The following is a 24,457-nucleotide window of genomic DNA, read 5'->3' as shown; positions in this document are numbered from 1 at the left end:
CCGGTCTTTGATTGGCAGTGGCAATGAGAACGTCATGAGAAATTTCATTCTGCGGCGATTGCTGCAAACCATCCCGATGCTGTTCCTCGCCTCGCTGTTGATCTTCATGCTGTTTGCGTTAACTCCCGGCGATTTCATTGATGGCAACGTGACGCTGACGGCGCAACGTGCCGCCGAACTCAAAGCGCTTTACGGCCTCGATCAGCCGGTGTTTACCCGCTATTTCCGCTGGCTGGGCCAGCTGCTGCAGGGCAACCTCGGCTTTTCGCTGCAATACCAAATTCCCGTCAGCCAGCTGCTCAATCAATATATCTGGAACTCCTTCCTGCTGGCCGGGATCTCCATGGTGCTCTATTGGGGCATCGCGCTGGCAGTGGGCATCGTTTCGGCGTTGAAACCTTATTCGCTGTTTGATCACGTGGTCAGCGTGGTGATCTTCGCCGCCATGTCTTTCCCCACCTTCTTCCTCTGTTTGCTGCTCATCAAATGGTTTGCCGTGGACTTACATTGGTTGCCGGTTGGCGGCATGACCAATACCGGCAGCGATGCGACAGGGTGGCCCTGGGTGATGCAGGTTGCGGCACACCTGATCCTGCCGGTGCTCGCGTTGGTCATGTTGCAAGCAGGAAGCCTGACACGCTATTTCCGCGCCAGCATGCTGGATGTCATTCGGATGGACTTCATCCGTACCGCCCGCGCCAAAGGGCTGCGCGAAAGAACGGTTATCTTCAAGCATGCCCTACGCAACGCGCTGTTGCCGCTCATTACCTTGATGGGCTTTGAGCTGCCGGGGCTCTTTTCTGGCGCGATCATCACCGAGAAGGTCTTTAACTGGCCGGGAGCCGGGCATATCAATATCGACTCACTGGCCGCCCGCGATTACCCGGTATTAATGGGATTCACGCTGTTTTTGGCGGTGCTCACCATCCTTGGCAACCTGATCGCTGACGTGCTTTATGCCTGGGCTGATCCACGTATTCGGGTGAAGTCATAATGTTAATTTCTCTGTTCTCCAGCCAGCGTCGGCTGCGTAAGGCGCAAATCCCCGCGCTGGCGCAGGCCACGCCTTCACCACTGCATCAGGCGTGGAAGGCATTACGCAGCAATCCGCTGGCAATGTTTAGCCTCATTCTGCTGACGGTTATGGCGCTGTGGTGCGTGTTTGGCCCGATGTTTTCCCCGTGGCGCGATGAAGCCACTGACGCCCTGATGATCAACAAAGCCCCTAATGCCCAGCACTGGCTAGGGACCGACTTTTTGGGCCGCGATATCTATACCCGCCTGCTACTGGCCGGGCGCATTTCGCTGGTTATCGGCCTGCTGACCATGCTGCTTTCGGTGACGCTGGGCTATCTGCTCGGGGCGCTTTCCGGCTATGTCGGCGGGTTGACCGACAAAATCGTCATGCGCCTTGCCGACCTAATGATGACCATTCCCACTTTGCCTTTGCTGTTGGTAATGGGCGCGATGCTGTCCGAGCTGGATTTCTCGCCGGACTCGCGCATCTATATGGTTATCGTGATGCTGAGCCTGATCGAATGCCCGAAGCTGGCGCGTCTGGTGCGCGGGCAGATCCTCTCATTGCGCGAGCGCGAGTTTATGCTGGCGACGCAGGTGCTGGGGCTCTCTTCCCGCCGTCGCGTGTTCCGTCACTTACTGCCGAACACGGTACCGATTCTGGTAGTAATGGCCACCATGGCCGTTGCCAACGCTATTTTGATGGAGTCCGCGCTGAGCTACCTCGGTTTGGGCGTGGTGCCGCCGATGGCCTCCTGGGGCAACATGATGGATGCCGCCAACAGTCTGATCGACTTCCAGCGCCGTCCGTGGCTGTGGATGCCGCCGGGCATTGCCATCTTTCTCACCGTGATTGCGATTAACGTGCTGGGCGACGGGCTGCGTGACGCCTTAGACCCAAAAATGAAGCGGGGTTAACGCCATGACGCAACCTTTAGTCAGTTTTAACAACCTGTCGCTGTCGTTTTCCAGCGAGCAGGGCAGAGTGCGCGCGGTGCAAGGCGTGAGTTTCGACGTGATGCCCGGCCAGACGGTCGGCGTGGTCGGTGAGTCCGGCTGCGGCAAAAGCGTCACCGCCATGTCGTTGATGGGGCTACTGCCGCCGCAGTCGGCACGCATCGACTCCGGCGAGATCTGGTTCGAGGGCACCAATCTGCTGACCCTGCGGCCTTCCCGCATGGCGGATCTGCGCGGCAACGAGCTGGCGATGATTTTCCAGGAGCCAATGAGCGCGCTGAACCCGGTGCTGACCATCGGCGAGCAGCTGGTCGAACCCTTGATTCGCCATCTCGGGGATAAACCCAAAGCCGCATGGGCTAAGGCCACGGCTTTGCTGACGGAAGTCGGCTTAGCCCGCGCCGCAAGCCTGATGGAAAGCTACCCGCACCAACTTTCCGGCGGCATGTTGCAACGCGTGATGATTGCCATGGCGCTGAGCTGCAAGCCTAAGTTGCTGATTGCCGACGAGCCGACCACCGCGCTGGATGTCACCGTGCAGGCGCAGATCCTCACCTTGCTACGCGAACAGGCCCAGCGCCAGCACATGGCGCTGATGCTCATCACCCACGACTTGGGCGTGATCGCCCAAATGGCTGACCACGTGGTGGTGATGTACGCCGGGAAAATCGTCGAGCAGGGGCCGACCGCCGACGTGCTGCGCAACCCGCTGCACCCTTATACTCAGGGGCTGATTGCCTCAAGGCCGGTGCCCGGCGAACGCCGCCGCCGCTTATATTCCATCCCCGGTCAGGTGCCGAGCCTTACCGCGCTGCCGCCATATTGCGCATTTACCGAGCGCTGCGCCAAAGCCACCGAACGTTGCCGTCAGGGCATTCCGGCTTTGGTGGGGGAGACCCGTCAGGCCGCCTGTTTCTACAGTGGTTTGCCCGCCAGCGGGCTTGCCACCGCGTCGCCATTAGAGGTACAGCCGTGAACACAGAATATTTGGTCGAAGTGAAAGACCTGAAAAAGCATTTTCCAATCCAAAATGGCGTGTTCGGGCAGGTGACCGGCCAGCTTCGCGCGGTGGATGGTGTGAGTTTCAACATCCGCAAAGGCTCTATCTTTGGGCTGGTGGGGGAGTCGGGGAGTGGCAAAACCACGGTCGGCAGAACCCTGCTCGGCTTATATGACAAGACGGCGGGCAGCGTGAAGTTTCGCGGCGAAGACCTCTCGGCACTGAAGCCCAAACAGCTGAAAGCCCTGCGGCCAAAAATCCAGCTGGTATTTCAGGATCCCTATAGCTCGCTGAACCCGCGAATTCGCGTGGGTGATGCCATCGGCGAAGCGATGCTTGAGCACAAGCTGTGCGCGCCGGGCGAGCTGCGCAGCAAAGTGCTGGAGGTGATGAAGATTTGCGGCTTATCCGAGCTGCACTACAACCGTTTCCCACACGAGTTTTCCGGCGGGCAGCGTCAGCGCATTGGTATCGCCCGGGCGCTTATCCTGCAACCAGACTTTATCATTGCCGATGAACCTATCTCGGCGCTGGACGTGTCGATTCAGGCGCAAATCATCAATCTTTTTTCAGATTTGCGCGATGACCACGGTGTCACCTTCCTGTTCATCTCCCACGACCTTGGGGTGGTGGAGCACCTGTGTGATGACGTGGCGGTGATGTACCTTGGGCAGATTGTCGAAACGGCCGATCGCGACACGCTGTTCCGCCAGCCGCTACATCCTTACACTCAGGCTCTGCTGGCTGCGGTGCCGACCTTGGACCCGGGCAGCGTGCCGGTGGCGATGGCCAAGGGTGAGATCCCCGACCCGTCGCAGCCGCCGTCAGGCTGTCGCTTCAACACGCGCTGCCCGCTAGCCACCGAGCGTTGTCGCCAGGAAGTGCCCCTGCTGCGCGCCATTGGCGAAGCGGGGCATCGAGTGGCCTGTCACTTAGTGTGAATCTTGGGATGCGATAATCTCAGGATTTTGTGATTCTGAGATTTTATCGCCTCTTACCACCAGCATATAAGTCAGGGTAAATGACAGCACTAGCGCGATAGTCACCCCCATCAGGATGTAGATAAAGTAAGGGCCGATGTAGGCCGGCAGGCTGAAAATGCTCGACAGGATATAGCCATACAGCCGCACGCCGAAGAAAGCGATGAAGGCCGAGGCAATCGAACTGCTGATGGTGGTAGCGATAAAGGCTTTCTTATAGCGGGTCAGCACGCCAAACAGCGCTGGCTCGGTAATTCCCAGTAAGCCAGAGACGGCGGCGGAAATTACCAGCGTCTTCTCCTCGCGAGTTTTCACGTGGAAGTAGATGGCGAAGGTGGAACCGGCAATCGCCATGTTGGCCATGAACATCATCGGCATCAGCATATCCCAGCCCTGATCGGTGAAGTTCTGCAAGGCAATCGGCGTCATGGCATGGTGCATGCCGGTCAAAATTGCCACTGGCCGGATGGCACCGACAATAAAGCCCGCGAACACCGACGAGACGTCAAACAGCCCCTGAATGAAGAAAGCCAGCAGCTTGCCGAGGTAAATGCCCGCCGGTCCAATCACGGACAGCGACACCAGCGCGGCGATAAACAGCGTCAGCGTTGGGGTGAACACGGTCTTCAGCACGTCCGGCATAAACCTGTCTACCCAGCGGTGAATGTAGCTGAGCGCCAGAACCGAGAAAATCACCGGGATCACGCTTGCCGAGTAGTTAAACACCGAGACCGGAATGACATCCATAAAGTAAATCGCGCTGGCGGCGCCCGGCGTGTGGCTGGCCAGTGCCTTGGCGGCGTCGATAAGCGTTGGGTACATCAGGCAGGCTGCTACCGCCGCGGCTAAATATTCATTGGTTTTAAAGATTTTCGCCGCAGACACCGCGAGGAAGAAGGGCAGGAAGTAAAACACCCCGCTGGCGATCAGGTCGATAACCATCACCGTGTCGCTCTTGGCTGAAATCACTTTCAGCGCGATCAGGCCGGCCAGCAGACCTTTGATCATACCCGCGCCCGCGATGGCCGGAACGATTGGGCCAAAAACGCCGGAGACGGTATCCATAAACAGCGACACCAGCCCTTTACGCGCTTTCGGTTTATCGGCTTTTTCCAGCGTCACTGGCTTAAGATGGCTGACTATCTCCTCATACCACTCATTCACCTTCGGGCCGATGATGATTTGCACCTGCTCACTTTGGCTTTGCGCACCTAATACGCCGGGCAGGGCTTTTATTTCCTGCCACGCCACTTTATTTTCATCAATCAGATCAAAACGCAGCCGAGTCATGCAGTGCCAGACTTTATTAATATTTTCTGGCCCACCCACAAGCTGGATAATTTTCTGCATTGCTTCTGTTTTTGCCATAAAAACCCCACTGCGAACAGTTATTATTATGAAGTCGAAAATAATGACGTGAATAGCATGGAATACTAATGTTCCATGCCGACAAAAACAAACCAATAAAACATGATACAACTCACAAAACCACCCTGAACGGCGGTGATTTGTGGAGGTTATAGCAAATTGGTATGGTTTTTACTGGTCTTCGATGCTGAATGCCAAACCATTTAAAATGAATTAAATTTAAGGTTTACAACAGGGTTTAAAATAGGGTGAAATTGATGAAATCAGATTATTTCCGTCCATCATGGTTACTCGATAAATAGCTTTTTAAGAGCAGTTTTATGTGAGCCACCGAGGAATAAATTATGCAGCCCACCCTTATTACAAATATTGAATGCCAGATAACTCGCCCCGATCGCCATAATCTGGTGGTGGTGAAGATTGAGACAGATAAAGGCATTCGCGGACTGGGTTGCGCGACCTTCCAGCAGCGCCCGCTGGCGGTAAAACTGATGGTGGATGAGTACCTTAAGCCGCTGCTGATAGGCCGCGACGCCAACCATATTGAAGACCTATGGCAGATGATGATGGTCAACGCTTACTGGCGCAATGGCCCGGTGATGAACAACGCTGTGGCGGGAATAGATATGGCGCTGTGGGACATTAAAGGCCAACTGGCGGATATGCCGCTCTACCAACTGTTTGGCGGGAAATCTAAAGACGCGATCACCGCTTACAGCCACGCGGCCAGTGACACGCTGGAAGGATTGTATGCTGAAGTAGATCGCCTGCTGGCGGAAGGCTATCGCCATATTCGCTGCCAGCTGGGGTTTTACGGCGGCAACGCGCAGGACTTCCACGGTACCAAAAATCCGACCGAGGGCGCGTACTACGACCAAGATCAGTACATGGACAACACGCTGGCGATGTTCAAAGCGCTGCGCGAGAAATACGGCAATCGCTTCCATATCTTGCACGACGTCCATGAGCGCTTATTCCCGCAGCAGGCTTTGCAGTTCGCCAAACAGGTGGAAGCCTACCGCCCGTACTTCATCGAAGATATCCTACCGCCGCACCAAAACGAATGGCTGGAGCAGATCCGCAATCAAACGGCCGTGCCGCTGGCGACCGGTGAGTTGTTCAACAACCCGGCCGAGTGGAAAGATTTGGTGATCAATCGCCGCATTGATTTTATCCGCTGCCACGTTTCACAGATTGGCGGTATCACCCCGGCCCTCAAGCTGGGGAGCTTCTGCCAAAGCTTCGGCGTGCGCCTTGCCTGGCATTGCCCGCCGGACATGACGCCGATCGGCGCGGCGGTGAATACCCATCTGAACATTCATCTGCACAACGCGGCGATTCAGGAGTTCGTGGCCTATCCCGCTAACACCCAGCGCGTGTTCCCGGACGCAGTGAAACCCGAAGGTGGCTACTTCTATCCAATTGAAAAGGCAGGGATCGGCGTCGGCTTCGATGCTAAAGCCGCAGAGGAATTCCCGGTGGTCTATCGCCCACATGAATGGACCCAAAGCCGTTTGCCGAATGGCGCGATCCATACACCGTAAAGCAGAGCGGTTAAAGGCGAAAGTGAGGGTCAAAAGGCGGGAGGTTCAAGCCTGATGACTCTTCCTGCTGAAGCTATGGTTGATGGGCGATGGGCAATAATGATTCGGGTAATGTGCAGCGCTGAGATCGCCGCGTTAATACAGGCTTCGTTATCAAGATCGAGATGGCTGGTGGCTTCGTCCATAAAGAGGATGCTCGGGCGGCGATGCAAGGCTCGGGCAATCAGCAATCTCTGTTTCTGGCCTCCGGACAAACTTCCTCCCAGCTCGCCAATTAAGGTTTCATAACCCATCGGCATGGCAATGATCTCTTCGTGAATATTGGCGTGCTGCGCGCACTCTTCAATCCACCGTATATCAGCAGACGACGTAAATCCGGCGATATTTTCCGCAATTGAACCGGCCAAAAGTTTATCGTCTTGCAACACACAGGCGATGCATTTGCGATAATTATTAATACCTATGGCATGTATATCTACACCATCAACCCGCAGCGTTCCTGATGTCGGTACTAATAATCCGCACATCAATTTCATTAATGTTGTCTTGCCAATGCCCGACGGACCGATTATTGCCACGCTTTCGCCGGAATGAATATGAAAACTCATATCCCTAATTAATGGCTTTGAAATGTCGTCATATTGGTAAGACAACTGGTGGACATCGAAAGAGAGCGCTTTTCCGACATGAAATACAGCCTGGCTGGGCATCTGTTTTTCTTTATCAGAAAGCACGATGTCTGAGACCCTTTCGTTATGCAAGCTGAGCATTCGCAGGGCCAGCAGCATACCGATGAGGCTTGAGGCGCGCTCAGAGAACTGACCACGGTAGGCGTTGAAGGCCACAAACATGCCTAATGTCATCTGATTTTCAATCACCAGAGAGGCCCCTAGCCACAGAATAACCACCTGATCGAGAGTGGCTATTAGTGAGCTTATGCCGCCAAAAAGCATATTCATTTTGGTGAGTTTGATATCGGCATTCACCGTATCGGCGTTCAGGTTCATCCAAAATTGAGAGCGCGAACCCGCCAGATCCAGAGATTTAATGGTGCTGATGCTATATAAGGTTTCCATAAAATGAGAGTCAGTCTTGGCTCCTTTGACTAACTGCTCTTCTGAGAGTTGGCGATAATAGTTGTAGGTTGATAAACGTAAAATGATATAGAGGGTCGTGAAACCCAGTACCACCCACACTAACCAGCCGCCATAAAACAGCATCATGATAAATACGCCAACGGTCATGATGGTATCGATAATGCTATTTACTATGCTGGTGGTGAAAGTGGTTCTAATAATTTCCAAAGAGCCAAACCGAGAATGAATATCCCCAAGTTTGCGTTTCTCGAAATAGGAGAGGGGAAGCTTGATCAAATGGTCAAAAACACCGGCTACCCATTGGATGTCAATAACCGCATCCATCACTATTGATGTCCACGACCTCAGCATTGAGATAACAGTTCGGAACAAAATAAAAAATAGCAGCCCGATGCAAATCAGAGACAGCAGGTTGTGGTCACTCGCCAGAATCACGTGATCCATAATGAGCTGGGTGCCGACCGGCATGAGCAAATTAATACTTTCAATCACTACCGACAGCGCGAAAATCTTGAACAATGCGCCTTTCAAGCCGCCAATATTGGATAACAGAAGGCGAAAACTCAGTTTGCTCCGCTTGGTGGCGGGAGTGAATTCGCTATCTGGCCACAGCTCTAACGCCATGCCGGTGAAGTGTTTCGACACCTCCTGAATACCCAAGACTCTGCGACCAAACGCCGGGTCATGAATGACCACCCGCCCGCGACGCACGGTGATAAGCACCACAAAATGGTTCATATCCCAATGTAAAATGCAGGGGGTTTTCAAGGCATTAAGCTCTTCAAGATCAAGAGATAAAGCTCGGCTTTTCATTTTTAAACTGCTGGCTGCGTCTATCAGCATCGACATCGTGGCACCCCGAGAAGAGAGCCCAAACTGCTGGCGAAGATTGAAGAGATCGATACGCGCGCCGTAGTAGTGGCACACCATGGCCAGACTCGCTAACCCGCACTCCGCGGCCTCGGTCTGCAATATCTGTGGCACTTTGCGCCGCCAGGATAGATTCAGCTTTGCACTGAGATCGTTAAAAAAGCTTTTATCCATTTACCGGCCCAGCGACACTTTTTCGAATGCCGTAAAAGGGCGAAAACATCCATTGATAGAGCGGCCTTTTCTCCAAAAACAGGGTGGATTCGGCCTTCATGCCGCTCGAAAGCGCCAAGGTTTTATTCTGATGGCGAAAGTGAGTTTCCGTTAAAGCCACCATCACTTTGTAGTAAGCCTCGCCCTGTCGATTGGGCTGGCCGATAGGGGAGTTGCTATAGGTTGCCATCTCTTGGGCTGAAGCCGGCACGTAGGCAATGCTCTCAATTTGGCCATGAAACTGACCAAATTTCTCAAACGGGAAGGCTTCATAGCGAATATTTACGCTCTCTCCCTGCGAAATATAAGGCACGCTAGAGTTTGGCAGCCACAGCACTAAGTAGTAGGTCGAGTGGGTGCTGGGTATAAGCTGTGCCAGACTGTCGCCCAGATTGACCATCTGCCCGCGGGTTACGCTCAGTGACTCAATGCGGCCATCCGCCGGGGCTTCAATGATCCGCGTGCTGTTGGCGTCAGATTCGGCAAGTTGGCGTTGCAGGCTACTATGTTCAAGCTGGTACTGAGAGATTTGGTTATCGAAATCTGCCGCGCGCGTGACGATTTCCGTATCAAGGTTGGTAATTTGTAATGACTCTTGAATTCGCTGATTGGAGAGGTTCTGGACGCTGTTCTGCTGCTGATAATAACTATAGGTTTGCGCGCTCAGTTGGTCTTTCGTGGTAAGCCCTCTTAGATGGTAATCCGAGTAATTCTTCATGGTCTCTTTAGCGAATTGCGCGCCCTTGCGGGCATCCATGAGGAACGATAAGGATTGGCTATGGGCCAATTCGTATTGCTGTTTCTGCGTTCGTAAATTATCGACGGTCAGCTGCTTATTTTTTTGCAGTTTGTCGATAATCTTTTCTATTTGAACCAGCTGCGACTCTATTGCTTCCCGGGTCTTAATGCTGAAATTGCCACCGTGGGTAACTTTGCTAAAATCGATCTGATAGAGACGATCTCCCTTTTTAACCACATCACCGACCTTTACAAAACGGTCTGAAATAAACCCTTGCTGAGTCGCGAAAATGTTCACTGAGCGAGGTTCGCTGGTTATCTCACCAAAGACGTTTATACGGCGGGTGTAGTTGCAGAGGGTTAACGCTGCAATGAAGATCGTTAAAAAGAGAAGTGACAATCCCAAAACTAGCCAAGCTGGGGCAGAGGGGGTTAATAATGCTTTACCTATCCACTTAGTCTGCTGGTGTTCTATCGATTCCTTTCGAAAAGAGAGCTTCATTTAGTGGTCTATTCTGGTTTAACAAAGAAATAGGTTAATGTTTTGAATGCTATCCACCTTATTCCCATAAAGGAGGATGCGCTTAAAAACGCATCTGCAATGCTATTTCCATTGGACACAATATTTAAGTTTGATGCGTAGGCTAAAATAATACTCAGTGTTAAGGCGAAGATATTCGCTGCGGCGTGTATCCACTTACTGCGGGTCATCATTAGATTCCATTCTAAGTGTTAACGAAAAACCGCGCCCTTAGACGCGATTTTTCAGGCTGGAGTTAATAATATGGCTATCGACGGCATTGCCCATTCACACTATTGCTATTATTATTGCCGCCAAATGCACCTTGATTGCGGCCCCCACTTGAGCCATTTCTAGAGCAAGAAACGGCAGTCGATAAACTAGCTAATGCAGCGGCTGCCGCCATTCCAGGAGGGCCTCCTGGTATACCTGCCATTGCTCCAAGAATACCATTTACGCCTGCTTGATTGGCGCAGGTGTCAGGTGCTCCGCGACTATTTTTATTTCGATCTGAGCGATAATCACCGGTATTACCGCCACGGCCACCAGATATGTATTCCACTAATAAATTGTCAATAACTTTCATAAACGGCCCCTTGTTTTTGGAAACTGCATATTTAAATAATAATATATTTCTTATCGTGAGCTAGATCTCATTATTAAACCTGTCGTTTAATTTTTTATCGAATTTTTAGTTAATTAAATTAGTCGGGCTACTATAAAAATCACTTTTCAATATGTTGTGTTGTTTTTTTGATTTTATTTGAGATTTTTGTAATAAAACCTATTAGGAACTATGATTTTCATGAATTCATCAAGCTTCCTGCCAAACAATAATATATAAATTTCTGTTTTACAAAATAGCCTTATGATCATTAAATTCCTACCAAACACCTTCAAGCATGTCTAAGGAACCCTGTACGATGGTAATGATAAAGCGGAAAGAAAGTATCAATGAGGTAGATTGGCAGGCGTTGGTCGAGCTGATTGATACCGCCGGTCTAGGTCTACGTGAGTTGGGCGATTTAGAAAATGCCTTTCGCCACAGCGCTTTCTGCTGGTTTGGCTATGAACAGGGCAAGCTTATTGCTGTGGCGAGAGCAATCAGTGATATGACTTGGTGCAGCTATCTTTCCGACGTAGCGGTGGCACCTCATCAGCAAGGCAAAGGTTATGGTCGGCAGCTCATGGAGGCGGTGCGAGAAGAGTTGCTGCCCTTCGGCAAGATCTTCATCTATGCCGCGCCGGATAAAATAGGTTTTTACCAGAGTCTCGACTTTGAATTACTGTCGACCGGCATGGTCTGCGCCAAAGGGGAGACCTTAGATAAAATGCAAAAGCAGGGCTATATCAGGTCTGCCTAAAGGCCAAATTATCCTGATTGAAGGGGATGACATAGGTGCAGGAATAATCGATATCGACAATATCGCTGAACGCATACACCTGGCCGTCGCGCAGAATTCCACGGTTAAGGATATGCATCGCTGGCGCGCCTTTCTTACAGCCGAGCAGCTCGGCCTGCACTTTATTAACTATCACGGCGTCGTAATGGGTGAGGGAGTGGGAAATCTGATAGCCCTTGCCCAGCACATATTGTTGAATAGAACTCTCAATCACCCTCTGGTTTAAATCGGTAAACAGGCTGAAGGGCATTCTGGCCTGTTCAATCTGCACGTTGTGCTGATTCACCGCGCGCAGCCGGGTAAAAGCCCAAATAAAGTCATCCGCCGTCAGGCCAAAAATCTGCTGCTCTTCCTTGTCCGGGCGGCGTTTGTGCAGATTAAGCATGCGAAAGCTAATTTCAGCGAATTTCTTCTCGGTGATGGAGTTGTAAACCAACGGATTACTACTGATGCCGGGATTAATAAAAATCCCAGAACCCTGAACCACCCGCACCGCGCCGATATCCACCAGCTTCTCCAGCGCCTTGCGGATGGTGAAGCGAGATGCGCCGTACTCCTCGGCCAGCTGGCGTTCGGGGGGAAGCTTGGTCGGGCGTTGATCTTCCGGCAGGGCGCTGCGTTGGTAAATTTTACTCAGCAAGTCCTGAGCAATAAATTCCTTCTTTTTCATCAACAACGCCCCGATTTAATCATTCTATTTCGCCAACTTTATCATTAAACAGAGCTTATTTAGCATCATGATGCTGGGTGAAGAGCGCCAGCAGGCTGTGCGGCGCGTCCTCCCCAAAGCACAATTCTAGATTTCGCGCGGCTTCTTCTGCCGCTGCCGCGCTGCGCGGGAAGAGTTCCTTTTCATAGGCGGCCAGCGCCGCTTCTATATCGCCGAGGTGCGCGACGATGGCTTTTGCCAGTTCAGCACCGTCGAACATGGCCAGATTTGCGCCTTCACCGGCGAAGGGCGACATCAGGTGCGCCGCGTCGCCGAGCAGCGTCACGCCTGGGACCCGTTGCCACTGATGCTCCACAGGCAGTACGGAAATGGCACGTACTACGGCGTCTTTTTCGCTTTCGGTGATAAGTGCAGTAAGCTCCGGTGCCCAGTCGGCGAACTCGGCGGCCACCTGCGCCTTAGCGCTCTGCGGAACGGAAAAATCAACAGTAGCGAGCCAAGCCTCAGGCTGTCTCAGGGCCGCGTAGGCATGTAGCGTGCCATTACCTTCACAGTGCGCCAGAATGCCCCGGTTTGGTTCGAGAGCAAACAGAGTTCCGCCGCCCACGGCTGCCGCACTTTCCGGGTGATCCTCATTAGCATTGTGCAGGTAGGTTTCAATGAAGGTCACTCCGGCATAGCTTGGCTTGGCGGGGGAGAGGAGAGGGCGGACCTTCGACCATGCGCCGTCAGCACCCACCAGAATATCCGTCACCAACGTCGAGCCATTGGCGAAGGTCAGCTGATGCTGCCCAGAGCCTAGCGGCGCGACTGACGTGACTTTATGCCCCCAGCGGATCATGCCCTCAGGCAGTGAATCCAGCAGCAACTTACGCAAATCGCCGCGATGCACTTCTGGCCTGCCACCATCGCCATCGTCCGGCTCATCAAGCAGCACCTTGCCGTGTTTATTCAGCACCCGCGATGCCTGAGCGCCGCGCTGGATAATTGCCTGAAACTGCTCGAAAAGCCCCGCAGCCTGAAGCGCAAGCTGGCCATTATAGTCGTGAATATCCAGCAAACCGCCCTGCGAACGCGCATCGGCAGAGGCTTCGGCTTCAAAAACGGTGGCGTTAATGCCGTGCAGATGAAGAACCCGGGCCAGCATTAAGCCTCCCAGACCTGCGCCCACGATGGCGATTGATTGGTTCATTCTGGGTCCTTTGCAGCTAATGGCAATTGTATTAACTGGTTGTTAGCATCGCTGTTTTTCAAGCAAAAATCAGCAGAATCTTATTATGTGGGGAGATGACGTGGGATTGTACTACTCTATAGAAAAGGCCACATTTTTATGTGGCCTTTATTTAAAGGTAACTATGGATATTAGTAATGTGGGCAACCAGAGGTAATAGCTGGTGGGTTGCAAAGTTTAGGGGCGGGACTTCCCCAGCTTGGTCTCATTGGAACTTGTGGCATTTGCACATTAACGCTTCCATGTTTATAAGCTCCTTGAATTACTGTTTGTAAGGCTCCACCAGCACCGCCAGCTAAAGCACCCATCGGGCCACCTATGAGACCCATTCCGGCGCCCCAAGCAATATTACTAGAAATGTCATTTAATAATTGTGAGTTCGCATTGTTAATATCGGATTGTGCTCCAGATATAACATTAAGTTGGGACCATTCTAACTCTTTCATTTTCTCACCTTTTTATATAAATAAAGTAGTGTAATGTTAAATGCTAACGATGCTAGAAGTGTTCCTAAAAAATCGAACAAAAAAACCTTCCATAATAATGGGTTGTTATTAAAAAAAAGAACTGTAAGGGGATGGAAGAAACAAATAACAAAGGTCGCAAACAAAAGGAAAAAAAAGCAATTGATGTTGCTAAGATTCTTCCCTCTGGTTTTGAGAAATATAACATAAGACATAATACAGATAAAAAAAGACGAAAAATTAAATCCTAATGAGTCCATGAAATAGATCCTTAAGAAAATTATCCCTTGTTCTTTTAATACCTCAAATTCTTATTATACTCAATATTTATTTTTTATTATTTTGATGAATGAATTTATTTATTCCATTAGTTAAATAAATATATAAATAAAAATACGATTAATTAATCGTCAGGCGGATTACCCGCATTGAGCATTCTCTCGAACACCTTATAGGCCTCGGTTTTGGATTCATAGGCGCGTTTTGTTTTTTCATCATTCACCCACGCAAAAACAATCGCTTTGTGTTTATCACTACAACGAAAAAATAAGCGATATTGCTGAAGGAATTTAGCGCGAAACCAATGCTTGTTTTCTGGCCCTAAGGTACTTCCCTGCCTGAATTGCGCGCCCAGTGGGTCTGAAGCCACGCGCTCGATGACTTGCATAATTGCCGCCAGCAATTTCGTCGGGCGCTTGTTAAAATAATCATGCGGATTAGACGCTTTGAGCGCGTTGACTTCCTGCCGAAGTTTTAAAATTTGCTCGGTAAAACACGCATTAAAATAAATTTTCCAGCCATTAATTTCTAAAGATTCCACTGCAATCTCCCACTAATCGTCCGTAAGTGGCGCGTCCAAATCAATCTCAACGCCAGCAGTGAGTTCCTTAATGTCAGACCACAACGCCTCCGGCACAGCATGGATATGCTGCGGATTTTTCGCCATGTCGTTTTCAAGGAATGCCAGGAATTGAGCCACGACAGGATCGTCCTGATTGTCGTCCTTTCTTGATAAGATAACTTGCCCGCCGGGCAACAGGGAATACTCGATGTGTTTACCGGCTTTCAGATTCAGTGCATCACGAATCGACGCAGGGATCGTGGTCTGGCTACGTTCGGTAAGTCGAGACTCAGCACGCAGAGACACGTCAGCCATTTTCAAAGTCACCATGTTTCGTTCTCCCGCTCTCAAAGATCCGCAAGGTTGTTGGTTAAAGCATGGTCAAAGTGTAATGCACTTGCATTGTACAATGCAAACGCATTACCTTGAAATTGCTTAGTTACAACATACTAATACGTGGAAGAATTTCCTGTAAGTGCAACCTGTAAGTTTAGCGGCTGAAATAGCGCCAGAGCCCCTTTGGAGCAAGCTTTAGCAGGGCGGATGTGTTGGCGAGGCGTGGGCAGTGACTTAGCGAATAATCAGCTAAATAATTACGTAATGATCATTACGTAATTTATTGACGCTTGGCCCTGAATGCCGTTTCATAGCCCCGATATCTAGCTTCCCTCACTTTAAAACCTTCAGGATCCTTTTATGACTGAGTGCACTTCCCTGGACGCCCAGCCTAACGCTTCTGCATTTAAACGATGGTTGAGTGTTATCTCGCTCGGCTTCGGCACCTTTGTTTTGATTAACACTGAATTCTTGCCTATAGGCTTACTGACCCCCATTGCGCATTCGCTGAATGTCAGCGAGGGGCGGGCAGGGCTGGCGGTGATGCTGCCGGGGCTGGCGGCCGCAGCCTCGGCGCTCCTGTTGATACTGTTTTCCCGCCAGCTGAATCGCCGCACTCTGCTGTTGTTCTTGTCTGCGCTGGTGATTTTCTCTAACGCGGCGGCGATGCTCGCACCCTCTTTTGGAGTTTTGCTGATCGGTCGTATCATTTTGGGAGTCGCCGTTGGGGGATTTTGGTCTTTTGCCATTCCTGCGGGCCGCCGCCTAGTGCCTGAAGAGCAGGGAGCAAGAGCCACTTCGCTGATTTCGGCGGGCGTGGCGGTGGGGACTGTCGCCGGGGTGCCCGCTGGGGCATTTATCGGCGATATTCTTGGCTGGCGGATGGCATTTACCCTCAATACGGTGTTGGCCATCGGAGTCTTTCTGCTGCAATGGGCGACGCTGCCCTCGCTCCCGGCCAGACAGTCGATAAAAGCCAGCACCCTATTTAGCGTGGCGAAGATCTCCGGCGTGCGTTATGGGCTGATCATCGCGCTGTTCATGGCCGCCGCGCAGTTCTCGGCTTATACCTACCTCGAGCCGTGGCTGCGTTTTCAGCTCGGGTTATCGGCGTCAGATCTCTCTCTATTACTCATGGCTTATGGTCTTGCGGGACTGGTCGGGACTTTCCTGACGGAAGTGATGGTGAAGAGCGTCGGCGTGAAGCACACGCTTTTGGCCTGTTTGCTACTCATGGGTGTGGCGGTGGTCGGCGCTTCCCAGCTTAGCGACAGCGCGCTGACGGCATCCTTCCTGATTGTTATGTGGGGGCTGGCGTTTGGCGCTATGCCAGTATGTTTGAATATCTGGGTTTATCAGGCCGCGCCTGAGCAGTTTGAAACCGGATCCTCATTGATCGTATTTATTTTCCAGATTTCACTGGCGAGCGGCGCGTTCTTCGGCGGCGTGCTGGCTGACAGTATCGGCACCAGCAGTGCCTTTATGCTCGGCGGAGTTCTTGCCCTGCTGGCCTCGGTCATTGTGCTTTTCACCCGGCCGCGGCCCGCCGTGCGGGTCTGATAGGTCGCTGCTTGCTGCGTCAGGGGGCATCTTTTAGAATCGGAGTTATGAACACAGATAAATCTTCCACATTAAAGAAACGCGGCAGACCTAAGTCTTTCGATCGCGAAGACGTGCTGGAGCAGGCCATGCGCCTGTTCTGGCTGCATGGCTATGAAACGACGTCGATGGCCGAACTGCTTGAGGCGATGAAAATCACCACGCCGAGCGTCTACAGCACCTTTGGAGATAAAGAGCGGCTGTTTCTTGAGTCGGTGGATCGCTATATCAAAGGGCCGGGCAATTATCAGGTGGAAGCCTGTAAAGAAGTCACCGCCAAGGCCGCCATTGAGCGCATTTTACGGCAAGCCGCCGAGCGATATGTCAGCCCAGGAAACCCGCCGGGCTGCATGCTGGTGGTCTCGACGGTGAATTCCTGCCCGTCCACCTCGCCAGTACAAAGGGCTGTTAAGGCCGCGCGCTTTGAAACCGAATGCGCTCTCATAGGCCGCATAGAGCTGGGAATGGTCGACGGCGATGTGCCGAAAACTGCCGATCCCGCCGCCTTAGCCAGCTTCTTCAGCACCCTGCTGAATGGCATGTCGATCAAAGCCAAAGAGGGCGCGTCGAAAGAGGCCATGATGGCGCTGGTCGACAATGCTATGCGCGTTTGGCCCGAGTAAACTGCTGCTCAGTGATAGTGCTTCCCCACTGATCGCCTTGCCACTCTTTCGCCAGTTCAAAGCCAAAGGACTCATATAAACGCCTAGCGGCGGTGAGTTTGTTGAATGTCCACAGCTGTACCGCCGGGAAACCTTGTTCATCGCAGAATTGCATCGCGGCGGCAATCAACTTTCTACCCGCGCCGCTGCCGCGACAGCCGTCATCAAGGATGAACCAGCGCAGGTGGGCATCGTCATTCGCCAGATCTTCACCATCAATCGCCACCGAGCCGACAATGCGTCCATTTTGCATCGCCAGCCAAATCTGATTGCCCGGCTTATCCAGACGTCCGGTGAAATCCGCCAGACCCGCCGCCACTTTGGCTTCAAAAAAGCTGCCGAAATTATGTTCTCTGGCGTAATAACTGCCGTGCATTTCAGTGATGCGGCCAATCATTCCGGGCTGGTAGCCACAAATGACTTTTACCTGATCTTTGCTTTCCGGCTCGCTCTCTTGGCGACAGGCTTTTAGCGCCTCGGCATAAAATCTCAACCCTTGTGAGACGGTCTGCTGCTGGTGGGGATTCATCTTTTGCAGGGCGGCGATCACCTGTTGGCTGCCGTAACTATTGATTTTTTCGACGGTTTTCCTGCCCTGCGCCGTCAGGGTAAGCTGCTTGATCCTCGCGTCGTCGGTAGATGGCGTTTCTTCCAGCTCACCGGCGCTCACCAGCTTAGTCAGCATGCGGCTGACGCTCGACTTCTCAAGCCCGAGGATTTGCACCAGCTGCGCCGCCGTCATGGAGCCATGGTTTTCCACTTCGAGCAGGGTGTGGACCACCGACGGGGAGTATTGGGTGGCGGCCAGCGTGTTATGCATAAAACCCAACTCTCGCACCATTTTGCGGGAAGCGACGCGGATTTCTTCAACTATTTGGAGGGCTGAACTCATGGAAATCGATCTCTGAAATATGGTTGTATTATACAACCATATAGCAAAGGAGTCGTCAATATCGTTTGGGAATGTCTCACCTAAAGGCTATTGCAAATCGCACTCGGCGAATTTGAAAATCTTTTACCGTGCAATTTTTTACAATCCAGCTCCTTTTACCCGCGCCATACTCAGGTTTGCAGTTAAAAAATCACCAATAAAAACCAGAGGAACATCGCATGACGCGCATTTTAAGCCGGACTCAACCTGAACTTATCACCTGTGAAAGCCCAATCTTGCACACCGGCGAAGATGAAAAAGGGCGCTATTTTGTGGTCGAGCAGACGGTTTTTTATCCTCAGGGCGGCGGGCAGATGTCGGATCACGGCAGTGTGACCCAGCATGGCCAAAGCCATTTGGTGCGTCAGACGCTGAATCATGGCGGGGAAGTGCGCCATTACTTGGCAGATCCCCAAGTCAGTCTCGACATCGGTCAGCTCGCGACCTTAACTATTGACGCTGAGTTCCGCCGCAGGGCGTCGCTGGCCCATACGGCAGGGCATTTAATTGCCCACGTGGTGGAAACTCTGATGCCCTCTTTGGTGCCAGCTAAGGGCCACCACTTTTTGCCGGGTGCCTATGTGGAATTCACTGGAAACAGTACCTTAGCCGCCGATCAGCTGCTGGAGCAGGTGCGCAGCAAGGTGGCGGAGGCAATTGAGCAGGATTTGCCGGTTACCATTGAAAGTATGTCTTTTGATGAAATCGCCCGCCTGCGGCCAGAGCTGGCGGGGTCTATACCGCAAAACGAAGAGATGCGCATTGTGCGTCTGGGCGACTATGTGCCGGTAGCCTGTGGTGGCACACATGCCGCCACCACCCAGGCATTACGGGGGTTGGAACTGCGAAAAATCAAAGCTAAAGAGCGGATTAAAATCAGTTACGAATTTGCCTGAACACCCGTGCGGCTTGGCTTTTAGGCGTCTTTTAGTGGCTGGTGGTGAGTGTTTCTAATGCGGCTCAGGCTAACAATAATCGCCAGACCCGTGGCTATCACCGCCACCCACAAACTGAAATGAATCGCCTGAGCTTCGTGCGCCGCATCACTCAGTGAAATCGACAAAATCACGCCCACCAGTGCCGTTCCCAGACACTGCCCGAAGGTGCGCATAATCGCCAACACGCCAGAGGCGTAGCCACTGTTTTCGCGCGAGGCGTTGGCCAGCATTTCGCGGTTATTGGGGCTTTGGAAGCAGCCAAACCCGATGCCACATATCAGACTGCGCAAACAGATATCCCACATCGCCGCCTGTTCTGGCAGCAAAGAGAGCAGAATCAGTCCCAGCGCAAATATCCCCAGCCCAATGGTTGAAATTACCGCTGGCGAATGGCGGTCGGCCAGCCTCCCGGCGTGCGGCGCGGCGAGGATAATGCCAATCGGCCACGGGGTGAAAAGCAGGGCCGAGGTAAAGGCGCTATAGCCATAAACGTTTTGGAACAGAAACGGCAGGGCGACGAAGGTGATGCCCTGACTGACAAAGGACGCCAACGAGGTGAGCGCCGCCAGAGAAAAGCGCGATGAGGCGAACATGCCCAGAGGCAGCAGCGGCTTAGGTGCCCGGCGCTGACGCCAGACAAAGGCTATCCCGGCCACAATGGCGGCCACGGCGTAGGCCAAAGCGTCCAGCAGAGTTTGCGATGAAAAATGGCCGTTGTCCGCATGGGAAAAGCTATTCGCGGCCATGATCAGCGCGCCGAGCGTGATGGCAGACAGCGCCCCTCCGGCGACATCAAAGGGGTGGCGAACCGTGCTGGTTTTGCCCGGCACCACGCGCAAAGCCAGAAGCAGCGCCACGACGCCCAGTGGGATATTAATCGCAAATAGCCATTGCCAGCTTAGCGCGGCGAGGATGGTGCCGCCGAGCATCGGGGCAACGGCCGTACTGGCGGCGATCAGCAGGGCATTCGCGCCCAGCACTCTTCCCAGCAGGCGATTAGGGAACACGGTGCGCAAAATGGCCGGGCCGATACTCAAGGTGGCGGCGCCGCCAATCCCCTGTAGCAGCCGCATAGCGATCAGCATGTCCAGCGAGGAAGAGAACACGCAGCCCACCGACGCCAGCGTGAACAGGATCAGGCCGCCGCTGAACAGGGCGCGAAAGCCAATATGGCTGCCGAGGGCGGCGAAGATAGCCAGCGACATCGCCGCAGACAGCAGGTAGCCATTCGATACCCAAACGGCGGCGGCGGCGGAAACCTCGAGCGAGCGCGCGATTTGCGGCAGGGCGATATTGACCATCGAGCCGTCGAACACCACCATCGCCGCCATGGTCATCACGGTTAGCATAGCGAAGAAACGGTCGCGGCCGGGCAGGCCGTCGTCACCGGGTCGGTTGGAGAATAATTCCATAAATAGCCTTTACCACTCGTATTAAGTTGTCGATGAAGCAAATATACTCGTCGCTGAGATAAGGCGGAAGGCGCAGCATTTGCACTTATAACCTGCACCAGACGCCTTCTCACTTTGACTGACTCTGGAGTAAAACGCGCGTCATGACTGAACCCGATCTCAATTTACTTATCGCCCTCGACGTGCTGCTTAATGAAGTCAGCGTCGCCGCCGCCGCTCGCCGCCTGAGTCTCAGCGCCTCGGCGATGAGCCGCACCCTCAGCCGCCTGCGTGCCGTCACCGGCGACCCGCTGCTAGTAAGGGCCGGACGGCAGATGGTGCTCACGCCCTACGCCGAAGAGATCCGCGAACGCGCGCAAAACGCCGCGTTGGAAGCCCGCGCCGTGCTGCGCCCTGCGGCCACCGCGCTCAATGTTGCCACGCTAAAGCGTACCTTTACTCTACGCTCCAATGACGGTTTTATTACCGCGTTCGGCGCGGCGCTGATTGCCGCTGCCGCCGCAGAAGCGCCGGGTGTCTGTCTGCGCTTTCTGCCTAAGCCGGAGAAAAGCGCCAAACCGCTGCGGGAAGGGCGGGTAGATTTAGAAATTGGCGTGCTGGGCGAAATGGGGCCGGAGATCCGTTTGCAGACGCTATTTCGCGATAAGTTTGTCGGCGTGGTGCGCAAAGGCCACCCGCTGGCCCAAGAGGAGAAGATGAGCGTGGCGCGCTATGCCTCTTTCGGTCATGTTTTGGTGTCGCGCCGCGAAGGCATCACCGGGCCGGTGGATCAGGCCTTAACCGAACTAGGCTTTACCCGCAAAATTGCCGCCGTGGTGCCGGGCTTCTCCGCCGCGCTGGCGATTGCTCAGTCCTCAGACCTGGTGGCTCACGTCCCGGCATCATTCCTGATTAATCAGTCCGTTAATCAAACTGACGGCCAGCTCGCCAAACTCTGCTCTTTCCCACTGCCGGTGCAAACGCGAGAAATCACTATCTCGCAGATGTGGCACCCGAGATCTGAAGTGGATCCCGCCCATCGCTGGCTGCGGCAGCTGGTGCTCAACGTTTGTCGGCGACTGGCTCCCGGCTGATTCTCACCGCCGAAGTATTTAATTTATACCCTTGAATTTACAGGCTGAAAGTCTGAAAAAAGTCTCGCATTTTTAATGCATAGGTTATGTCTTTTTCTTATTTGCCAGCGAGGGCGGGGTTTGAAAAACTCACGCCACAAAACTAGCCCGACGGGCACCTTCATTTTGGTTGTTTTTTATAGTTTAAGGAAAGACATTGTCTATGCGCACCTCTCTCAAACACGCGGTAAAAGCTTCTTTATTAACAGTTTCTTTGGCAAGCGCGCTGATCCTTAGCGGCTGTGGCCCGAAGAAAGATGACAACCACATCAAAGTCGGCATCAGCGCCGGTATTGACCAGCCGCTGTGGGACACGGTCAAAAAAGTCGCCAAAGAGAAATACAATCTCGACGTGGAAGTCGTCACCTTCACCGATTATGTGCTGCCAAACTCAGCATTGAGCAGCGGCGATATCGACGCCAACTCCTTCCAGCACGGCCCTTATCTGGAAAAACAGATTAAAGAGCGTGGCTATAAACTGGCGGCTGTAGGCAACACCTTCGTTTACCCAATCGCAGGCTATTCGCGCAAAATCAAATCCGTCTCCGAGCTGAAAGACGGCGCGCAGGTTGCCGTGCCAAATGACCCCACCAATCTGGGACGCTCTCTATTGCTGTTGCAAAAACAGGGTTTGATTAAGCTGAAGGATAACGTGGGCTTACTGCCGACTTCTCTGGATATCGTCGAGAACCCAAAACACCTGAAAATTGTTGAAATTGAAGCGCCGCAGCTGACCCGCGCCATCGACGACGACAAAATCGACCTGGCCATCATCAACACCAACTACTCAAGCCAAGTCGGCCTGACGCCAGCTAAGAATGGCCTGTTTGTTGAAGATAAAAACTCACCTTACGTGAACATTATTGTGGCGCGTGAGGACAATAAAGACAGCCAGAAGGTGAAGGATTTGGTTAAGGCTTATCAAACTGATGAAGTTGCCGCTGCCGCCGACAAGATTTATCACGGTGATGCAGTAAAAGGTTGGTGATGATTGTGGAATCCTGAGATTTCAGGATTCCATGATACTTATTGATTTATCTGACTATATAACTAGTAGTGAGAAGGCGCGACGCCGAAAGCCCAGCGGAACGCGCGGTTGAAATGGCTTTGATCATAAAAACCCACTGCGGACGCGATGTCCGCAATGCTTCTTCCTGATTGCCCCAACAGGCTACAGGCCACTTCCAGCCGCAGGCGTTTCAGCCAGGCATAAGGCGTCATGCCGGTGTGTTTGCTGAAACAGCGCAGAAACTGAAATCGATTCAACCCGCACAACGCCGCCAGCTCGCTCAGTGAAATTTTCTCCGCCAGATGCGCGTGGCAGTAAGCTTCAATCTCTCCCCACTGGCGTCTCGACAGGCCCTGCTGCGTCTCCACCGGCCTCGTGACTTTTAGCTGAATAAACAGCGGCTCGAGCGCGGCCAAATATTGCTCGTCAAACGAATGCCCTGCCGTATCACTCTTTTGCGCCATCAGTTGATGAAGTACAGATAGGTGCTTACTGAGATCCGGCGCTTCAATAATTCCCGCGCCGACGGCCAATGGCCGGTGGCGGCCAGAAAACTCTTCCGCCAGATTATTGAGCAAAGCAGGAGCAACGCGGAAGGTGCGCAGGGTATAGGCATTATTGTTTTCCGGCGTGCCGGTGTGGATCTCGCCGGGCGGCATAATCGAAACCCGACCGGCGCCCAGCAGCCCGGTTTGCCCGGAAAATCGCTGACGCTGCGCGCCTTCGCTTATCAGGCCAATGTGGTAATCCAGATGAAAGTGCGGCTCAAAGCTGAAATCGGTGAAGTGCGCCTCACCCAGCACCATGCCCGGAATATCCTCCGGGCGGTAGTAACGCACTTGCTCAGGCTTACTCACCGATTGAGCCATGACGGTTAGGCCGGTTTTTGAGCCAGCAGAGTGGCGAAACGCATTTTGTAGCGATTGCCGTTGGCGTCGCGTTTGTGCAGTTCGCCGACGTCTTCGTTGTACTTCACAATGTTCCAACCTTGGTAGTAATCACGCAGCTCGTTGGGTTGGAAGCTGAAAGGGAAAGGCAGCGGGCAAGGGTAGTCCGGGCTATCCATGGCGGCCACAATCAGGTTGTAGCCCCCCGGTCGGGTGCTGGCGTGCATATCGGCAATGATATTCGGAATGCTGCTGCGCTCTAAGAACATCATCACTACGGTGGAGAGGATAAAATCATACTCGCCGCTAAAACGATGGGCATTGAGATTAATTTCCGCCGTCTCAATCCCTTGCAGAGATTCTGCCTCAATGATCTCATTGAGTTTGGCAATGCTCAGCGAGTTGAAGTCCCACGCGGTGACGCTCGAGCCTTTAAGATTGAGATACAGCGAGTTGCGCCCACTGCCGCAGCCTAAATCTAACACCTTGCCCGACGGAACCTGCTGGGCGGCAAAAATAACTTCGGAGTGCGTGCGGGTCAGGCCATATTTTTCGGCGTAGTAATCTTCTGCTGCTAGCTGGTTGGACATCATGCTTTCCTTTGTCTCTTAATCCTCAGAATGCCGCCATTATCCTCCGAAAGCCGCGCATTTCCCCG

The 24,457-nt window shown here is 52.8% G+C and carries 25 protein-coding genes; 12 read left to right on the top strand and 13 right to left on the bottom strand.

Translation table 11 applies throughout. The annotated features are described in order from the left end of the window. Positions 1-34 precede the first annotated feature (34 nt). The 4 genes from V2154_RS23350 to V2154_RS23335 are packed head-to-tail and all read left to right on the top strand — an operon-like array spanning position 35 to position 3,915. Positions 35-994, top strand: a complete 960-nt coding sequence (locus V2154_RS23350; protein WP_353504241.1) for an ABC transporter permease — start codon at positions 35-37, stop codon at positions 992-994. After that, positions 994-1,935, top strand: a complete 942-nt coding sequence (locus tag V2154_RS23345) for an ABC transporter permease (RefSeq protein ID WP_353504240.1) — start codon at positions 994-996, stop codon at positions 1,933-1,935. Before V2154_RS23350 ends, V2154_RS23345 begins: the two co-directional genes overlap by 1 nt. Positions 1,936-1,939: 4 nt before the next feature. Beyond that, on the top strand, positions 1,940-2,950 hold the full coding sequence (locus V2154_RS23340) for an ABC transporter ATP-binding protein (protein WP_353504239.1): 1,011 nt from the start codon (positions 1,940-1,942) through the stop codon (positions 2,948-2,950). Beyond that, on the top strand, positions 2,947-3,915 hold the full coding sequence (locus tag V2154_RS23335; protein ID WP_353504238.1) for an ABC transporter ATP-binding protein: 969 nt from the start codon (positions 2,947-2,949) through the stop codon (positions 3,913-3,915). Before V2154_RS23340 ends, V2154_RS23335 begins: the two co-directional genes overlap by 4 nt. On the opposite strand, the gene V2154_RS23330 is transcribed toward V2154_RS23335, so the two are convergent. Next, positions 3,907-5,322, bottom strand: a complete 1,416-nt coding sequence (locus V2154_RS23330; protein WP_353504237.1) for a PTS transporter subunit EIIC — start codon at positions 5,320-5,322, stop codon at positions 3,907-3,909. The two genes, V2154_RS23335 and V2154_RS23330, sit on opposite strands and share 9 nt — an antisense overlap. Positions 5,323-5,666: 344 nt before the next feature. Here V2154_RS23330 and V2154_RS23325 point away from each other — a divergent pair, with 344 nt between their 5' ends. Beyond that, the gene (locus V2154_RS23325; protein WP_353504236.1) at positions 5,667-6,866 is read left to right on the top strand and encodes an enolase C-terminal domain-like protein; all 1,200 of its coding nucleotides are present in this window, start codon (positions 5,667-5,669) and stop codon (positions 6,864-6,866) included. 29 nt (positions 6,867-6,895) lie between these two features. Here the strand turns inward: V2154_RS23325 and V2154_RS23320 are convergent, their stop codons facing one another. From V2154_RS23320 to V2154_RS23310, 3 genes are all read right to left on the bottom strand, one after another. After that, positions 6,896-9,007: a peptidase domain-containing ABC transporter gene (locus V2154_RS23320; protein WP_353504235.1), complete on the bottom strand. Its 2,112-nt coding sequence runs from the start codon at positions 9,005-9,007 to the stop codon at positions 6,896-6,898. Further along, on the bottom strand, positions 9,000-10,286 hold the full coding sequence (locus V2154_RS23315; protein WP_353504234.1) for an HlyD family secretion protein: 1,287 nt from the start codon (positions 10,284-10,286) through the stop codon (positions 9,000-9,002). The genes V2154_RS23320 and V2154_RS23315 overlap by 8 nt, the downstream gene beginning before the upstream one ends. Positions 10,287-10,572: 286 nt before the next feature. Next, positions 10,573-10,890: a hypothetical protein gene (locus V2154_RS23310; RefSeq protein WP_353504233.1), complete on the bottom strand. Its 318-nt coding sequence runs from the start codon at positions 10,888-10,890 to the stop codon at positions 10,573-10,575. A gap of 337 nt (positions 10,891-11,227) precedes the next feature. On the opposite strand from V2154_RS23310, the gene V2154_RS23305 reads away from it, so the two are divergent. Then, positions 11,228-11,668: a GNAT family N-acetyltransferase gene (locus tag V2154_RS23305; RefSeq protein WP_353504232.1), complete on the top strand. Its 441-nt coding sequence runs from the start codon at positions 11,228-11,230 to the stop codon at positions 11,666-11,668. On the opposite strand, the gene V2154_RS23300 is transcribed toward V2154_RS23305, so the two are convergent. From V2154_RS23300 to V2154_RS23290, 3 genes are all read right to left on the bottom strand, one after another. Continuing rightward, positions 11,655-12,377 carry a GntR family transcriptional regulator gene (locus V2154_RS23300; protein ID WP_353504231.1) on the bottom strand — a complete coding sequence of 241 codons (723 nt, stop codon included), beginning with the start codon at positions 12,375-12,377 and terminating at the stop codon, positions 11,655-11,657. The two genes, V2154_RS23305 and V2154_RS23300, sit on opposite strands and share 14 nt — an antisense overlap. A gap of 55 nt (positions 12,378-12,432) precedes the next feature. Then, on the bottom strand, positions 12,433-13,569 hold the full coding sequence (locus V2154_RS23295; RefSeq protein WP_353504230.1) for an FAD-dependent oxidoreductase: 1,137 nt from the start codon (positions 13,567-13,569) through the stop codon (positions 12,433-12,435). Positions 13,570-13,739: 170 nt separating this feature from the next. Beyond that, positions 13,740-14,054 (bottom strand): E492 group microcin, encoded by a 315-nt coding sequence (locus tag V2154_RS23290; RefSeq protein WP_353504229.1) that lies wholly within the window; start codon positions 14,052-14,054, stop codon positions 13,740-13,742. Between the two features lie 131 nt (positions 14,055-14,185). On the opposite strand from V2154_RS23290, the gene V2154_RS23285 reads away from it, so the two are divergent. Then, complete coding sequence (locus V2154_RS23285; RefSeq protein WP_353504228.1) at positions 14,186-14,323, top strand: hypothetical protein; 138 nt, start codon at positions 14,186-14,188, stop codon at positions 14,321-14,323. A gap of 152 nt (positions 14,324-14,475) precedes the next feature. Here the strand turns inward: V2154_RS23285 and V2154_RS23280 are convergent, their stop codons facing one another. Together V2154_RS23280 and V2154_RS23275 are read right to left on the bottom strand one after the other, a co-directional pair. Then, positions 14,476-14,892: a type II toxin-antitoxin system YhaV family toxin gene (locus V2154_RS23280; protein WP_353504227.1), complete on the bottom strand. Its 417-nt coding sequence runs from the start codon at positions 14,890-14,892 to the stop codon at positions 14,476-14,478. A gap of 12 nt (positions 14,893-14,904) precedes the next feature. After that, positions 14,905-15,243, bottom strand: coding sequence for a type II toxin-antitoxin system PrlF family antitoxin (locus V2154_RS23275; protein ID WP_353504226.1), 339 nt, complete (start codon positions 15,241-15,243; stop codon positions 14,905-14,907). Between the two features lie 366 nt (positions 15,244-15,609). Here V2154_RS23275 and V2154_RS23270 point away from each other — a divergent pair, with 366 nt between their 5' ends. Together V2154_RS23270 and V2154_RS23265 are read left to right on the top strand one after the other, a co-directional pair. Further along, a complete protein-coding gene (locus V2154_RS23270; protein WP_353504225.1) occupies positions 15,610-16,809 on the top strand; it encodes an MFS transporter in 1,200 nt (399 codons plus the stop codon). A gap of 47 nt (positions 16,810-16,856) precedes the next feature. After that, complete coding sequence (locus V2154_RS23265) at positions 16,857-17,471, top strand: TetR/AcrR family transcriptional regulator (protein ID WP_353504224.1); 615 nt, start codon at positions 16,857-16,859, stop codon at positions 17,469-17,471. Here the strand turns inward: V2154_RS23265 and V2154_RS23260 are convergent. After that, positions 17,449-18,402, bottom strand: a complete 954-nt coding sequence (locus tag V2154_RS23260; protein WP_353504223.1) for a bifunctional helix-turn-helix transcriptional regulator/GNAT family N-acetyltransferase — start codon at positions 18,400-18,402, stop codon at positions 17,449-17,451. The genes V2154_RS23265 and V2154_RS23260 overlap by 23 nt on opposite strands. Before the next feature lie 218 nt (positions 18,403-18,620). Here V2154_RS23260 and V2154_RS23255 point away from each other — a divergent pair, with 218 nt between their 5' ends. Further along, positions 18,621-19,337 carry an alanine--tRNA ligase-related protein gene (locus V2154_RS23255; protein WP_353504222.1) on the top strand — a complete coding sequence of 239 codons (717 nt, stop codon included), beginning with the start codon at positions 18,621-18,623 and terminating at the stop codon, positions 19,335-19,337. A 20-nt stretch (positions 19,338-19,357) separates the two neighbouring features. On the opposite strand, the gene V2154_RS23250 is transcribed toward V2154_RS23255, so the two are convergent. Next, positions 19,358-20,791: an MFS transporter gene (locus tag V2154_RS23250; RefSeq protein ID WP_353504221.1), complete on the bottom strand. Its 1,434-nt coding sequence runs from the start codon at positions 20,789-20,791 to the stop codon at positions 19,358-19,360. A gap of 143 nt (positions 20,792-20,934) precedes the next feature. Here V2154_RS23250 and V2154_RS23245 point away from each other — a divergent pair, with 143 nt between their 5' ends. Next, positions 20,935-21,864: a LysR family transcriptional regulator gene (locus tag V2154_RS23245; RefSeq protein WP_353504220.1), complete on the top strand. Its 930-nt coding sequence runs from the start codon at positions 20,935-20,937 to the stop codon at positions 21,862-21,864. 202 nt (positions 21,865-22,066) lie between these two features. Further along, positions 22,067-22,891, top strand: coding sequence for a methionine ABC transporter substrate-binding lipoprotein MetQ (metQ, locus tag V2154_RS23240; protein ID WP_353504219.1), 825 nt, complete (start codon positions 22,067-22,069; stop codon positions 22,889-22,891). A 62-nt stretch (positions 22,892-22,953) separates the two neighbouring features. Here the strand turns inward: metQ and V2154_RS23235 are convergent, their stop codons facing one another. Continuing rightward, entirely contained in the window at positions 22,954-23,781 is an 828-nt protein-coding gene (locus V2154_RS23235; RefSeq protein ID WP_353504218.1) for an AraC family transcriptional regulator, read from the bottom strand. Between the two features lie 5 nt (positions 23,782-23,786). Next, entirely contained in the window at positions 23,787-24,389 is a 603-nt protein-coding gene (tehB, locus tag V2154_RS23230; protein ID WP_353504279.1) for a tellurite resistance methyltransferase TehB, read from the bottom strand. Positions 24,390-24,457 lie beyond the last annotated feature (68 nt).

The organism is Ewingella sp. CoE-038-23 (assembly GCF_040419245.1).
GTDB lineage: Bacteria > Pseudomonadota > Gammaproteobacteria > Enterobacterales > Enterobacteriaceae > Ewingella > Ewingella allii.
The sequence above is the reverse complement of the archived record's forward strand: the minus strand, read 5'-3'. Positions and strand labels throughout refer to the sequence as shown.